Origin of the sequence: Planococcus sp. NCCP-2050 (genome assembly GCF_023708025.1) — a bacterium.
Lineage (GTDB): Bacteria > Bacillota > Bacilli > Bacillales_A > Planococcaceae > Planococcus.
The window spans coordinates 131,297-146,463 of sequence record NZ_BRCX01000001.1 but is presented as its reverse complement, the minus strand read 5'-3'; the positions used below and the strand labels follow the sequence as shown (position 1 = coordinate 146,463).

11 protein-coding genes are annotated in these 15,167 nt (G+C 46.8%); 4 read left to right on the top strand and 7 right to left on the bottom strand.

Translation table 11 applies throughout. From position 1 onward, the window contains the following. Positions 1-63: 63 nt before the first annotated feature. Positions 64-612 carry a hypothetical protein gene (locus tag NFU07_RS00710; RefSeq protein ID WP_251473202.1) on the bottom strand — a complete coding sequence of 183 codons (549 nt, stop codon included), beginning with the start codon at positions 610-612 and terminating at the stop codon, positions 64-66. A 296-nt stretch (positions 613-908) separates the two neighbouring features. On the opposite strand from NFU07_RS00710, the gene NFU07_RS00705 reads away from it, so the two are divergent. The 4 genes from NFU07_RS00705 to NFU07_RS00690 all read left to right on the top strand — a co-directional run bounded on the left by NFU07_RS00705 (position 909) and on the right by NFU07_RS00690 (position 5,850). Beyond that, positions 909-1,829 (top strand): iron-hydroxamate ABC transporter substrate-binding protein, encoded by a 921-nt coding sequence (locus NFU07_RS00705; RefSeq protein ID WP_251473199.1) that lies wholly within the window; start codon positions 909-911, stop codon positions 1,827-1,829. Positions 1,830-1,995: 166 nt separating this feature from the next. Further along, on the top strand, positions 1,996-3,645 hold the full coding sequence (locus NFU07_RS00700; RefSeq protein WP_251473194.1) for an ATP-binding protein: 1,650 nt from the start codon (positions 1,996-1,998) through the stop codon (positions 3,643-3,645). Then, positions 3,642-4,352, top strand: coding sequence for a response regulator (locus NFU07_RS00695; RefSeq protein WP_251473186.1), 711 nt, complete (start codon positions 3,642-3,644; stop codon positions 4,350-4,352). The genes NFU07_RS00700 and NFU07_RS00695 overlap by 4 nt, the downstream gene beginning before the upstream one ends. A 175-nt stretch (positions 4,353-4,527) precedes the next feature. Then, a complete protein-coding gene (locus NFU07_RS00690) occupies positions 4,528-5,850 on the top strand; it encodes a CitMHS family transporter (protein ID WP_251473183.1) in 1,323 nt (440 codons plus the stop codon). Positions 5,851-5,905: 55 nt separating this feature from the next. Here NFU07_RS00690 and arsC read toward each other — a convergent pair whose 3' ends face one another. From arsC to parE, 6 genes are all read right to left on the bottom strand, one after another. Beyond that, complete coding sequence (arsC, locus tag NFU07_RS00685) at positions 5,906-6,325, bottom strand: arsenate reductase (thioredoxin) (protein WP_251473180.1); 420 nt, start codon at positions 6,323-6,325, stop codon at positions 5,906-5,908. Positions 6,326-6,362: 37 nt separating this feature from the next. After that, positions 6,363-7,799: a DHA2 family efflux MFS transporter permease subunit gene (locus NFU07_RS00680; protein ID WP_251473177.1), complete on the bottom strand. Its 1,437-nt coding sequence runs from the start codon at positions 7,797-7,799 to the stop codon at positions 6,363-6,365. Between the two features lie 304 nt (positions 7,800-8,103). Beyond that, complete coding sequence (locus tag NFU07_RS00675) at positions 8,104-8,817, bottom strand: HAD family hydrolase (protein WP_309296761.1); 714 nt, start codon at positions 8,815-8,817, stop codon at positions 8,104-8,106. Beyond that, positions 8,790-10,385, bottom strand: a complete 1,596-nt coding sequence (locus tag NFU07_RS00670) for a long-chain-fatty-acid--CoA ligase (RefSeq protein WP_251473173.1) — start codon at positions 10,383-10,385, stop codon at positions 8,790-8,792. Before NFU07_RS00670 ends, NFU07_RS00675 begins: the two co-directional genes overlap by 28 nt. A 319-nt stretch (positions 10,386-10,704) precedes the next feature. Further along, positions 10,705-13,134 (bottom strand): DNA topoisomerase IV subunit A, encoded by a 2,430-nt coding sequence (parC, locus tag NFU07_RS00665; protein WP_251473171.1) that lies wholly within the window; start codon positions 13,132-13,134, stop codon positions 10,705-10,707. Then, positions 13,131-15,101 (bottom strand): DNA topoisomerase IV subunit B, encoded by a 1,971-nt coding sequence (gene parE / locus NFU07_RS00660; protein ID WP_251473168.1) that lies wholly within the window; start codon positions 15,099-15,101, stop codon positions 13,131-13,133. Before parE ends, parC begins: the two co-directional genes overlap by 4 nt. Positions 15,102-15,167 lie beyond the last annotated feature (66 nt).

The following is a 15,167-nucleotide window of genomic DNA, read 5'->3' as shown; positions in this document are numbered from 1 at the left end:
AAAGAAAAAAGAACAAACCCGTATTGGAGTTGGTTCTGCCTTCTTAAAACGTGCTGCTGCTCATTAATTGATCAGTTCTGTAATTTTCTCTTCATTCGCTAAGTAAAATTGTTCGAATTCTTCTTCGTAGTCTCCTGCATTTTTCTTTTCAAGATCCCCGGAAAGCGTGAGTTGGTTAAACGTTTCTAAAAGCTGATGATAGCCAATTAATTTGTTGTGATACTTTTCTGTCAGCTCTCCGTCTTTTGCATCGTTTATGATTTCTCTAATGCCGATTGGCAAGTAAAAATCAAATTGGTCCTGTACTTTGTAGAAATACTCCATATTCGAAAAATAAATAAAGCCCGGCACCGCTTCGAGACCTGTCGGTAAACCAATCAGTTCATCTGATGCGCCGTAGGCATAGATCAAATCATCCGCAAGCTTCCGGGCATTTTGGGATTGATCGTATTCTTCAATCATGATTTGGAGAGCTTGCTCTACTGATGCATGCTGCAGTACATACTCTTTAATCAAGGTTTTCTCTACTTGCTGTTGTTGCCGGATCACTAAAAAAGCCAATAAAACGACCAGGACTGCTAAAACTCCACAAGCTATCTTCCATTTTTTCATTCCACGCCCTCTTTTCTTCACTTAACAACTTATGTAAAATTTTCCTTTGCTACTAGCGTACCACTCTTTCTCGGTCTGCTTCAATGCCATTTCAAGCAATAAAAAGCCGCTTTTTCAATAGCAGCGGTTATTCGAGAATCTTTTCATGTTGAACCTGTGCCTTTAATCAATGACAGTTCCGTTCTCCCTAATAAATTTAGGATTGACAGCAACGCCCTTTCAATTTATGATTTAAAAGAATCTAATTGAAAATGATTATCATTTTCACGGATAACCGAAAGGGGAAATAAAACAAGATGAAAAAGTTATTATTGCCAATTCTTTTCTTCATGCTGCTTGTGCTTGCTGCATGTGGAAATACAGAAAATGAAGGAACTGCAGCCGATGCAGACAAAGAAACCGAAAAAGACACCTTTACTTACGAGTCGGAAACGGGCCCGGTTGAAGTACCAAAAGAACCAAAACGCATCATTGCATTGACGAATGCACCTAACGTCCTTGCGCTTGAAGGAACGATTGTCGGAGTAGACGAATGGACAAACGCCAATCCGCTTTTCACCGACAAACTAACCGATGCGGAAATCGTTACAGAAGATAACTTGGAGAAAATCCTTGAACTTGAACCGGATTTGATCATCGCAGGCACTCACATGAAAAACTTGGACAAGCTCGGCGAAATCGCACCGACTGTCGCTTACACATGGGGCAACCTGGATTACTTGGATCAGCAAGTGGAAATCGGTAAATTATTGAACAAAGAACAAGAAGCGACGGATTGGGTTGCAGACTTCCAAGAACGCGCTGCAGCTGCAGGTGAAGAAATCCGTGCGAAAATCGGTGAAGATGCGACCGTATCGGTTATCGAAAGCGGCAACAAAGAATTTTATGTGTTCGGCGATAATTATGCGCGCGGCACAGAAATCCTTTACCAGGCCATGAAATTGAAAATGCCCGCTAAAGTTGAAGAAATGGCACTTGAAGCAGGCATCTATACCTTCTCTTCTGAAGTGCTTCCGGAATTTGCCGGAGACTATGTCATCCTCAGCAAAAACCCGGATGTCGATAATTCGTTCATGGAAACAGACGTATGGAAAAATATCCCGGCTGTGAAAAACGGCCAAGTGTTTGAAATCAACACGAAAGCCTCTACTTACAGTGACCCGATCACATTAGAGACGCTTTTGACTTTCTTTGAAGAATCATTTTTAGGAAACTAAGTTGAAACGCCCCTGGATTCCAGCACTTGCAACCAAGTGCCGACATCCAGGGGCGTTTTTCTTTTCTATGGAAGTACCACCGGCATTTTCTACCCTTCCCCTCGTTTCACAGGCCCACATCTATGCTATTATGGCAAAAGCAACTATTCAGGAAGGAGCCAACCGGATGATCCACTTTCCCAAAACCGGAAACACAAAACAGACAGAGCCACCGCGAAATCGGTTGAATTTAAAAATGAGAATGGTCTTGTTGATCGGTCTTCTGATTTTAACTGTTGTGGCAGTCATGGGCATCTTCCTTCAGTATTTCGTCACCGATACCTTAAAAGGGCAACTCGGGGAACAAGCCCTTGCATTAGCGGAAAGCATCGCGCTTAATCCCGAAATTGCGGAAGCGTTCAACGAACAAGATCCAGCCTCCATAATCCAACCGCTCATCTCGCCTCTCCAAAAAGCGACCGATGCAGAATTTATCGTGGTCGGCAACACGGAAGAAATTCGCTATTCCCATCCGGTGCCTGAAAAAATCGGCCAAAAGATGGTGGGAGAAGACAACCAGGCGGCGCTTTCATTCGGCAAATCTTATATATCAGAAGCAACGGGGTCGCTCGGCAGTTCCTTGCGTGCGAAAGTCCCGATTTATGCAGATGGTGAAATCATCGGTGTCGTGTCGGTCGGTTTCCTTGCAACGGATATTCAGACCCTTATTGCAGCTTACAACCAAGAACTCTGGCTCATGCTTTTGCTGATTGCCGCAGCCGGTTTTTTGGCGGCTCTTGGCATTGCTTCTTATATTAAACGCCTTTTACATGGGCTCGAGCCGGAAGAAATTGCCCATCTTTTATTCCAAAAAGAAACGATTCTGCAGTCGACGCATGAAGGGATTATTGCGGTGGACGGAACGGGCCGCATCACATTGCTCAATCAAATGGCCAAGCGTTTGCTGTTCGGTGACGAAGAACCGGGAGAAAAACTGATTGGCGAGCCGATTACAAAAGCCTTCCCTGACTCCGAGCTACCCGCCATTTTGAAGTCTGAAGAAAGCCGCTTTGACAAAGAGCGCATGTACGGCAACACGCCCGTTTACGTCAACTCCGGACCGATTTATGTAGAAGGTGAACTGGCCGGTGCCGTTTCCACTTTCCGCAATAAAACCGAAATTGACAAATTGACGAAAGAACTTTCTCAAGTCACACAATATGCACAAGCGCTGCGGGCCCAGACCCATGAATTCTCGAACAAGCTATATACCATTTCCGGGCTCATTCATTTGAATAAAAAGCAAGAAGTCCTGGAATTTATCCAACTGGAACGCAAGACGCAGCAGGAATGGCATCGCCATCTGGTGGATAAGGTGCAGGACCCATTGATCAGCGGCTTATTGCTCGGCAAATTCCATCAGGCGAATGAACAGCATGTGGCCATCTCCATTGAACCGGAAAGCCGATTAAAGGCAGAACTGAATGCGTCTCAACAGCAAGCTATTCTAACCGCTCTCGGCAACCTTTTGGACAATGCGTTGGAAGCTGTGAAAACAGCTCCTCCCCATTACCGGCAGATTTCATTGTATTTCACGGACGTCGGCGACGATCTTCTGTTCGAAATCGAAGATTCCGGGCCGGGTTTAGCAGATGCAGATGCTGAACGGTTGTTTGACAAAGGCTATTCTACAAAAGCCGGCAATGACCGGGGCTACGGCCTCCACACTGCTCATCGGTTGGTTGAAAGAGCCGGCGGCGACTTGCATCTGGAAGAAAGTGAGCTTGGTGGGGCCTGTTTTGTAATTTCAATACCGAAAGAGGCGACTAAAAGATGAAACCGAACATACATGTACTCATTATTGAAGACGATTTTCGCGTAGCAGGCATTAACCAGGAATTGGTGGATCAAATCGAGGGCTTCCATGTAGAGGCCATCGCTAAAACCGGCGATGAAGCGATCGCTTTTTTACAGCAGGCGGATCCTTTGCCGGATCTTGTGTTACTGGATGTCTACATACCAGACCGCTCAGGCCTTAGCTTGTTTTGGGAAATCCGCAGCGCCTATCCTAAAGTCGACATCCTTATGCTGTCAGCAGCAACGGATGCCGGGACGATTGAAGAAACGATGCGCGGCGGCATTTTCGACTATTTGATCAAACCTGTGGACTTTAGCCGTTTTCAAGAAAGCCTGCTCCGCTACCGGGATCAAAAAACGTTCTTTGCGTCAAAAACGGATTTGAAACAAAGCGACATCGACCGCCTTTTCGGCCGCCAGCAAAGCGGGATTTCTAAGGAAGCCGCTCAAGAAGGAGATTTGCCAAAAGGAATTGACGCCTTGACCTTATCTGACGTGCTCGAAGTGTTAACCTCTTCCCCTGCCCCTGGTGTGAACGCCATGGAAACCGGCAAAGCGGTCGGGGTCAGCCGGTCGACCGCACGCCGTTACCTCGAACATTTGGTGTCGACAGGCGATGCGAAAGCCCAGTTGAACTACGGGGAAATCGGCCGTCCCGAACGGCGATACATTCCGTGGACAAAATGAACAAAACGAACGCAATGCGCTTTAAATGCCTTAATTGAATAATCTTATTTTTCAAACCCCTCTGTGCTAAGTTTATTTCTAACATCTTTAGCAAAGGGGTTTTTCTAAACGCATGAATTGTATGCGTTTTCATTCACCCTTCCATTTACTTTTTTACATAACGGGAGGAATTATTATGTTAAGTATTATCGGCTTATTGACCATTGCCATTATTGTCGGCTTATTGATCAGCAACAAAATCACACCGATTGTGGCATTAGTGCTCGTACCGATTGTAGCGGCATTTGTCGCCGGCTTCGGATTTGCGGAAATCGGCGATTTCTTCAACAGCGGGATTGAATCCGTGATGAGCGTGGTCATCATGTTCATCTTTGCCATTCTGTTTTTCGGCTTGATGCAGGACGTCGGCTTATTCGATCCCTTGATCAATAAGATGATTGCTTTATCGCGGGGGAATGTCATCGCCGTCGCCGTCGGAACGGTGTTGATCGCCGCAGTCGCACAGCTTGACGGCTCAGGGGCCTCCACATTCCTGATCACGATTCCCGCCTTGTTGCCGCTCTATAAACGCTTGAAGATGAATCCGTACTTATTGCTTTTGCTCGTCGGTACCTCAGCGAGCATCATGAACATGCTGCCATGGGCTGGCCCGCTTGGCCGTACGGCAGCCGTTCTCGGAGTCGACGTTACAGAACTCTGGCGCCCATTGATCAAAGTACAAGTCATTGGCCTTCTGCTGTTGGTTGGGCTTGCTATATTACTGGCAATCCGCGAGAAGCGGTTGATTGCTAAGCGCGGTGATTTCAATGAAGAACTTTATAAAGAGGCGGCTTCGCCGATCGACAGCGCAGATGACGAAGCAAATTTGAAAGCTGCTTCTCTGCGCCGGCCAAAATTGCTTTTGGCCAATGCCATCCTTGCACTTGCCATCATCGGCATTTTGGTCTGGGGCATCGTGCCCGCCGGTTTTGCTTTCATGATCGGGGTCAGTTTGGCCTTGCCGCTTAACTATCCAAATATGAAAGACCAGATGGAACGAATCAAAGCACATGCACCGAATGCCTTGCTGATGGCAGCGATCATCCTGGCTGCCGGTTCATTCCTTGGAATTTTGAATGGCACGTTGATGCTAGATTCCATCGCTACGGATTTAGTAAAAATACTGCCGGCATTTGTCCTGCCATATCTCCATCTGATCATTGGGTTTTTCGGCGTTCCGTTTGACTTATTGCTCAGCACCGACGCCTATTACTTCGCCCTTTTGCCGATAGTTGAACAAGTGGCTTCCGGCGCAGGCGTTTCATCGCTTTCTACCGCTTATGCAATGGTAATCGGAAACATCATCGGTACATTTGTCAGCCCGTTTTCTCCGGCACTTTGGCTTGCTCTCGGCCTCGCTGGACTTGAAATGGGCCGCCACATCCGCTATTCGCTTTTGATCATGTGGGGCTTCAGCATCGTTCTGCTTGCCATTTCCGTCTTGATCGGCGTCATTTGAACAGAAAAAAATACCGCTCCCGTTTTGGGGAACGGTATTTTTAATTGCCCTTCAATCAATTGCCGGTCCGGCTAAATTCACGGATCCGTTCACCGATTGCATCGCGGACGCTTTGGAAAACCTGCCATTTTTCTTCTTCTGTGCCTTCTGCTTTTGCGGGATCTTCAAATCCCCAATGAGCGCGTTTTACGTGCGGCGGTGTCACCGGACATTTATCCGCTGCGTCTCCGCATAAAGTAACTACAAAATCAGCGTTAGTGAGAATATCCATATCGATCCGATCCGATGTTTGAGCAGAAATGTCGATTCCGGCTTCATTCATCGCTTTGACTGCATTTGGATTCAAGCCGTGCGCTTCGATTCCCGCACTTAGCACTTGCCAGTCCTCACCTAGAATCTCTTTTCCCCAGCCTTCAGCCATCTGGCTGCGGCAAGAATTGCCTGTACACAAGAAATACAAAGTTCTTTTTGCCATAACGAAAACTCCTTTCAAAAAACAAATGGTTCTGACCTCACTCTTTCGCAGCGAGCGGGGATTTGATGAAGAACGAAATGACCAATCCCACAGCCGCTAAAATCAAGCCGAATGTGAAGGCATTTTGAATGCCCGCTGTCAAAGAAGCGGCAATGGCAGAAGGATTTGCCGGTTCAGCCACACCTTTTAGGAAACTTTCCTGCGATGTGGACATGATCGTAATCGCAACAGCTGTACCGATTGCGCCGGACACTTGCTGCAGCGTATTCATTAACGCTGTACCATCCGGGTACAAGTTTCTCGGCAACTGGTTCAAGCCATTTGTCTGAGCGGGCATCATGACCATCGAAATGCCGATAAATAAGAATGTATGCAGCACGATGATCCAGTAAATGGACGTTTCGGTTGTAACGTTTGTAAATTGCCAAAGCATGATCATCATGAGGATGAATCCGGGTGTCACGAGTCCGCGCGGTCCGTACTTATCAAATAAGCGCCCCGTCACCGGTGACATCAATGCGTTCAAAAGCCCGCCTGGCAGGAGCACAAGGCCCGCGATTAAAGCGGCTAAGCCAAGTCCCGTCTGCAAGTAAAGCGGCAGCAGGATGCTCGTTGACAAAATAACCATAAAGGCTATGAAGACGCTCAATAAGCCCAATGTGAACATGGGAAACTTAAAGACGCGCATATTGATCATCGGCTGCTTCATTTTCAGTTGACGCAATACGAATAGGAACAGGGCGATGACACCGACAAGCAAAGTCGATACAACAATTGAGCTTCCCCATCCTTCTTCTCCGGCACTGCTGAAACCGTAGACGATGCCGCCAAAACCGATCGTCGAGAGAATGATGGAAACCACATCGATTTTGGGCTTGGTGATTTCAGAGACATTTTGCATGAAGACAATGCCAAAAACTAACGCAAAGACTAAGAACGGCAATGAAATCCAGAAAATCCAGTGCCAGTTCAAGTTTTCAATCAATAAACCGGAAATCGTCGGCCCGATGGCAGGCGCTGATACGATGACCAGCCCCATCAATCCCATGATCGCTCCTCGGCGATGGACCGGATAGATGACCAGAATGGTATTGAACATCAGCGGCAGCAATAAGCCGGTGCCGATCGCCTGGATAACACGAGCGATCATTAAAACTTCGAAAGTTGGCGCCAGAGCTGCGAGCAACGTCCCTCCGATTGAAAAGCCGAGTGCGGCCATGAACAGCTTGCGCGTCGTAAACCATTGCAGCAATAGACCCGATACCGGCACCAGGATGCCGAGCGTTAACAGATAGCCGGTCGTCAGCCACTGAACGGTAGCTGAATTGATGTTGAATTGCATCATCAAATCCCCTAATGCCATATTTAAGGCAGTTTCACTAAAAAGCCCGATGAACCCGGCAATCAGGAATGAAACAAGGATAGGGGTCGTTCTGAAAATAGGTTGTTTCGGTAATGCAGTTGTTTCGGCCATGAATAATTTCCTCCAATAATCGTGAATCTACATGTTTCGATTTGGATCATGCAGCGTGTTTGGTGTTCGATGTGGCTATTTACGAATTGTCCAAACAACCATCAAAAGGAACTGGCCTTTATTCAGTTGTTGTCCAAAAATACTTTGGCCATCGGTCAAGAAATTTACTTCCTCAAACTCCAAGGGTGTTCTGCAATCCCCATTTTCTCTTCTTTTTCCATACTACCCTATTCACAGCAAACAAAAAAGAAGAGCCGCTTATGTAAGCCCTTCCTTTACAAAAAAAATAGAGAGCTGCTGAAATTCAAGTCAGCTCCGCTACTTCAATCAAGTTTTCAAAACGGTCAATTTTGCGGTCGAAACTTTCAACTTCCCCAAATCCGTAAGCCGCATAGACAAAAGGAATCCCTGCGTATTCGGCAGCTTGCTGGTCTCCTGCTGTATCCCCTATATAAATCGGCTGCTTGAGCCCGTTACGCTCCATCAGCAATTGAATGTTTTCACCCTTCGTCAATCCGGTTCTTCCCGGGTTTTCAAAATCCTTGAAATACTCCTCCAATTGATGGAATGCCAGAAATGCTTCTATATAGCCTTCCTGGCAATTGCTGACGATATAGAGCGGGTAGCTTTCTGCCAACCGGCTCAATACTTCTTCCACCCGGTGGTAAAGTTCTCCGCCGCTTTTGTTCAAATAAACACATTCAACTTCCCCGCAAGCCTCGATCAATTCAGTCCTTACCGTTTCATCGTATTGCGGAAACAGTTTCTTCATGATGTCTTGCATTTGAAGGCCCATGGTCGATTTTAAATCTTCGACCGTGATCGGCTTCGCGTCCAAATTGTTTTGTTCAATTGCGGCATTCCAGGCAGCAGCGACGGTTTCGCGGGAATCCCATAACGTTCCGTCCAAATCAAAAATGATGCTATCCACTGACAATCCATCCTTTCCTTCTAAAACAAAAACCGGAGCAAATTTGCTCCAGCTTGTCTTCAATTCACTTTTTTCGAACTGTTCCAATACATTTCCCGCAGGCGGAATTTTTGCAGTTTTCCTGTCGCGGTCTTTGGCAGCGCTTCGACGAACTCAATCGACTTCGGCGCTTTAAAATGTGCCATTTTTGAACGGGTGTAGTCGATGATTTCTTGTTCCGTCACATTTGCTCCCGGCTGCAGCACGATGATCGCTTTTGGCACTTCGCCCCATTTTTCATCCGGCACGGCAATGACAGCGACTTCCATTACATCCGGATGCTGATAAAGCACGCCTTCGATTTCAGTGGAAGAAATGTTCTCACCGCCTGAAATGATCATGTCTTTGATGCGGTCCTGGATTTCGATATAGCCGTCTGGATATGTAACAGCTAAATCACCCGTATAGAACCAGCCGTCTTTGATCGCTTCCGCTGTTTTTTCAGGATCTTTGTAGTAGCCGCTCATGACGACATTGCCGCGTGTGATGATTTCGCCAAGTTCTTTGCCGTTCCAAGCGACTTCTCGGCCATCTTCTTGATTGACAACTTTTGTTTCTCCGTTAAACGCCAGTTCAATTCCTTGCCGCGCTTTTATTTCTGCCTGTTCATCCGGCGATTTGCTGTCGAATTCCTTTTTCCACTCACAGTAAAGGATGAACGGGGACGTCTCGGTTAAGCCGTAGACATGCATCATGTTCAATCCGAGAATCTGCTGTGCTTTCGCAATCAACGCTGCAGCAGGCGGAGCTCCAGCTGTCGCCATCCGCGGATTGGTCGAAATCTTTACTTGTTTCGCCTTTGGTTCATTAACAAGCATATTGACGACAGTCGGTGCACCGCAAAGAAGTGAAATATGATGTTTTTCAAAAAGTTCCAAAATTAGTGGAGGATCCACTTTCCGAAGGCATACATGGGTGCCGCCTGCAGCAGTTAGCGCCCAGACGCCGCCCCAGCCATTAGCATGGAACATCGGCAAGGTATGCAGATAGACATCATCGTGCGTGACATTCAAATGATGAAGGAAATTCGCAGCGTTCAAATAATTGCTGCGGTGCGTCAGCATGACCCCTTTAGGATTCGAAGTCGTGCCGCTCGTATAGTTCAACGTCAACATCTGATTTTCATCGATTTCCACTTCAGGCAATTGCCTTTCGCTTTCAGACGAGGAAATGAACGATTCATACGTTTCCCCGTCAATATGAGAATCATGGCCTTCCACTTCGACGACGATGTATTTTTCAATCGGCAATTCTTTTTGGATGCCTTCAATGATTTTTCCGAATTCCGCATCGACAATCAGCATCCGTGCATCACTATGGCGAATGATGTACTCCAAATCTTTGGCTGTCAGGCGGTAATTCAGCGGAACCATCACAGCCCCAAGTTGGCAAATGCCGTAGAAGCATTCGAGCATATAATGGGTATTCGGCAGCATCACTGCCACATGGTCGCCTTTTTGGATGCCTGCGTTATGTAAGGCAAAAGCTAGCTGATCTGTACGTTTACCGAACTCTTTATATGTAAAAGTCTTCTCTTCGTCAATGATCGCCGTTTTATCTGGATAGTACTTGATCGCCCGGCGCTTCCAATCGAGCGGTGTTAAAGGTGCAAACATGATAGACGTTCCTCCCTTATTTCCAAAGATTTTACAACTGTTATAGATCAAGTATATTTCTGCTGTGAAACTGTGTCAATTGAATCGTCGGAATTCACCGACAATTATATAAGGGGATGATTTAATTAAATGAAATAGTATAAATAATGTTTACATAATTATTTTATTAAACCCATAAGCATTTAGTTATATAAAGGTTGGAACTCTAATCTTAATAGTTTACATAACTATTTTATTTATTTAATAAGCAAATGCTTATGTGTAAAAGGCTCGTTGAAATCAAAAAAGCATTGCCCTGGGGCAATGCTTTAAGCTTCTCTTATTCGGTTTTTGTTTCAATCCGATAAGCGGCAATGACTTTTCCGTCCGACCCTTCATCTAAGATGAACGATCCATTCGAGTAACGGTCAACCGTTTTTAAGTTATTGGCCGCTAGGTTCATTCGTATGCCTTTTGCTGTTTCGAGAAGCACTTCTTCCTTCCCTGTCGCTGCCATAACCGCAACCACCCGGTGAGGATTCGATTTCAACTCGCGCAGCATGACAACCCCACGCTTCGCCCGGCTCCCTACTTCGAATTCCTGAAGCTTCATTTTCTTCGCAGCTCCGCGCTGTGTCACTAAGATCAGATCCTGTTTTTCCTCCGGATTGATCAAGACGGCAGATACCACTTCGTCGCCGTCTTTCAAATTAACGCCTTTGACGCCAGCTGTACGAAGTCCCGTAACTGGAATTTCTTCTATCGGGAATCGCACACCGTACGCTTGGTTCGTTCCGATGAAAAGTTCGGTTTCTTTTTTCATCAACCCAGCAAAAATCATCGCATCGTCTTTTTTCAAGTTCATCGTTTTGATTGCCCGAGAATAGCGCTGGACATGGTAATCTTTTAAAGCTGAGCGCTTGACTAAACCGTTTTTCGAAACGGTCAAAATATAAGCATCTTCATCAAAATTCTCAAACGGATACGCCGCAAGAATTGATTCATTCGGCTCCAATTGGACAATGCTTGATAAATGTTGGCCTAAGTCTTTCCATTTGATATCCGGCAGCTCATTCACCGGCTGGTAAACAAAATTGCCGGCTGTCGTGAACAGCAAAATGGTATTTTGCGTGTTCAGATTGCCTTCAAACAGCAAGTGGTCAGTGTCTTTCATCGCAAAGTCCTGGCCATTCGATGCAGCATGTGAACGGGTGCTTGTGCGTTTCACGTAACCTTCTTTTGTTACGGTTACCACCACATCTTCACTTGGAATCATGACTTCGCGTGTAATCGTGATTTCCTGGATTTTCTCTTCAATCGAAGAACGGCGAGGCTCAGCAAATTGCTTACGGACATTCGCCAGTTCTTTCTTGATGACGTTCTTTAGCTTGGTGGCACTCGTCAAGATTCCCGTCAATTCAGCAATCAGCTTTTTCAAGCTGTCTGCTTCCGCTTTCAATTCCGTGATATCGGTATTCGTCAAGCGGTATAATTGCAAAGAAACAATGGCTTCTGCCTGTGCTTCAGAAAACGCATAAGAGGCAATTAAATTATTTTTCGCATCGCGCTTGTCTTTCGAAGCGCGGATTGTTTTGATGACTTTATCGAGAATGGATAAAGCTTTTATCAGGCCTTCTACGATGTGCATGCGGTCATTTGCTTTTTGCAAATCAAATTCCGAACGTTTCGTCACGATCTCTTTTTGGTGTTCGATATATGCATCAAGCATCGACTGCAGCGTCATCATCGTCGGACGGCGTTTGTAGATCGCCACCATATTAAAGTTGTAGCTGACTTGCAGATCGGTATTTTTGTAAAGGTAATTCAAAATACCGTTCGCATCGACGTCTTTTTTCAATTCGATAACGATCCGCAATCCCGTTCTGTCGGACTCATCGCGAACTTCTGAAATCCCTTCCAGTTTACGGTCAAAGCGGTGATCGTCGATTTTCTTGATCATTGACGCTTTGTTGACTTCAAACGGAATTTCGGTGATAACAATTTGCTCTTTCCCGCCTTTTAGCGGTTCAATGGCAGCTCTTGAACGGATGATGATTTTCCCTTTGCCGGTTTCGTATGCCTTTTTGATGCCGTCCACCCCTTGGATAATTCCCCCTGTCGGGAAATCCGGTCCATGGATGACCGTCATCAACTCATCAACAGTCGCTTTTGGATTGTCCATGCGCATCAATACAGCATCCAGTACTTCATGCAAGGCATGCGGCGGGATATCCGTTGCGTAACCGGCAGAAATCCCTGTCGAACCGTTGACCAGCAGGTTCGGGAAGCGGGATGGCAATACCGTCGGCTCCATGTCCGAATCGTCAAAGTTCGGGATGAATTCTACGGTCCGCTTGTCAATGTCCCGCAGCAATTCTGATGAAATCGCGGATAGCCGCGCTTCTGTATAACGCATCGCAGCCGGCGAATCGCCGTCCATCGATCCGTTGTTGCCGTGCATCTCTACGAGCATATGGCGGATTTTCCAGTCTTGGCTCAAACGCACCATCGCTTCGTAGACCGAACTGTCTCCGTGTGGATGGTAGTTGCCGATGACATTCCCGACGGTTTTTGCCGATTTACGGAATGCTTTATCATTCGTATTGCCTTCTTTGTACATGGCATAAAGAATCCGCCGCTGAACCGGTTTCAGGCCGTCTCTAGCATCCGGAAGCGCACGGTCCTGGATGATGTATTTACTATAGCGCCCAAACCGATCGCCGATGACTTCTTCTAATGGCAGATCTTGGAAACGTTCGGTTTGTGTCATACAAGTTCCTCCTCAGCATGAATCAAATCATTTTCTAGAATATTCGCGTCTTCCTCCATGCCGAAGTCGACGTTGTTTTCAATCCATTTTCTTCTTGGTTCTACTTTATCGCCCATCAAGGTCGTAATTCTGCGTTCAGCGCGCGCACCGTCTTCTATGGTCACGCGGATCAAGGTCCGGGTCTCCGGATTCATCGTGGTTTCCCATAATTGGTCAGCGTTCATCTCGCCTAGCCCTTTATAGCGCTGCAGCATATAGCCTTTGCCGACTTTCTTAGTCGAAGCTTCAAGGTCCGCTTCGGTCCAGGCGTAGTCGACCACTTCTTTTTTGCCGATGCCTTTCGATACTTTGTAAAGCGGCGGCAAGGCAATAAATACTTTGCCCGCTTCGATCAACGGCTTCATATAGCGGTAGAAGAACGTCAGCAGCAGCACTTGAATGTGCGCGCCGTCCGTATCCGCATCGGTCATGATGATGACTTTATTGTAGGCGATGTCATCGATCGAGAAGTCTGATGATACGCCGCCGCCAATGGCGTGGATGATCGTCGAGATTTCTTCATTTTTCATGATTTCTTCTAATTTCGCTTTTTCCGTATTAACGACTTTTCCGCGGAGCGGCAAGATCGCCTGGAAGGTCCGGTCGCGCCCTTGCTTCGCTGAACCGCCGGCCGAATCTCCTTCGACCAGGTACAATTCATTTTTAGCTGCGTTGCGGGATTGTGCCGGCGTCAATTTGCCGGACAATAAAGCGTCTGATTTCTTGCGTTTTTTGCCGTTGCGGGCATCTTCACGCGCTTTACGGGCAGCTAGGCGGGCTTGGGAAGCACGGATGGCTTTTCGTACAAGCGACGCACTTAACTCCGCATTTTCTTCAAGGAAATACATCAATTTCTGTGAAACGACAGAGTCGACGATGCTGCGGGCTTCGCTGGTACCGAGCTTGCTTTTCGTCTGGCCTTCAAACTGCAGCAACGCTTCCGGAATCCGGACCGATACAATCGCCGCTAACCCTTCACGGATATCCGAGCCTTCGAGATTCTTGTCTTTGTCTTTCAGCAAATTGATTTTTCGCGCATAGTCATTGAACACGCGGGTCATCGCCGCTTTCGCTCCTGTTTCGTGCGTACCGCCGTCGCGTGTGCGTACATTATTGACGAATGACAGAATCGTTTCCGAATAGCCGTCGTTAAACTGGAAAGCGAATTCGACTTCCATCTCTTCCTGTTGCCCTTCGATGTAAGCGACGGGATGCAGGACATCTTTTTCTTCATTTAAATAGCTCACAAACGCTTCGATTCCCGTTTCAAAGAAAAACGTGTCGTGGGCGTCAGTGCGTTTATCCATTAATTCGATTTTCAAGCCTTTCAATAAAAATGCGGATTCGCGCAAGCGCTCGCATAAAGTTTCATAATTGTATTTTGTCGACGAGAAAATCGTGTCATCCGGCAAGAAATGGATCAAAGTGCCGGTTTCTTTTGTCGAGCCGATTTCTTCAAGTGTCGTCACTGGCTTGCCGCCGTTTTCAAAACGCTGGCGGTATTTTTTGCCGTCGCGGTGAATTGTCACTTCAAGGAATTTGGACAACGCGTTGACGACAGAAGCCCCCACGCCATGGAGCCCTCCACTCGTTTTATAGCCGCCTTGCCCGAATTTTCCGCCGGCGTGCAAGACGGTCAAAATAACTTCCGGCGTCGGTTTTCCGCTTCGGTGCATCCCGGTCGGCATGCCCCGTCCGTAATCCCGGACGCTCAAACTATTGTCTTCATGGATCGTCACATCTATTTTTTCACCAAATCCAGCCAATGCTTCATCGACTGAGTTGTCGACGATTTCATAGACCAGGTGGTGCAAACCTCTCGCATCGGTAGAACCGATATACATACCCGGGCGTTTTCTAACGGCATCTAAGCCTTCGAGTACTTGGATTGCTTCTTCGTTGTATGCCGTATTTTGAATTTTGGCCATTGCTTTCCCTCCATCAAACATCTGTTCGTACATATCTCTCTTTTAATCGTATCGATAACCGTGCTA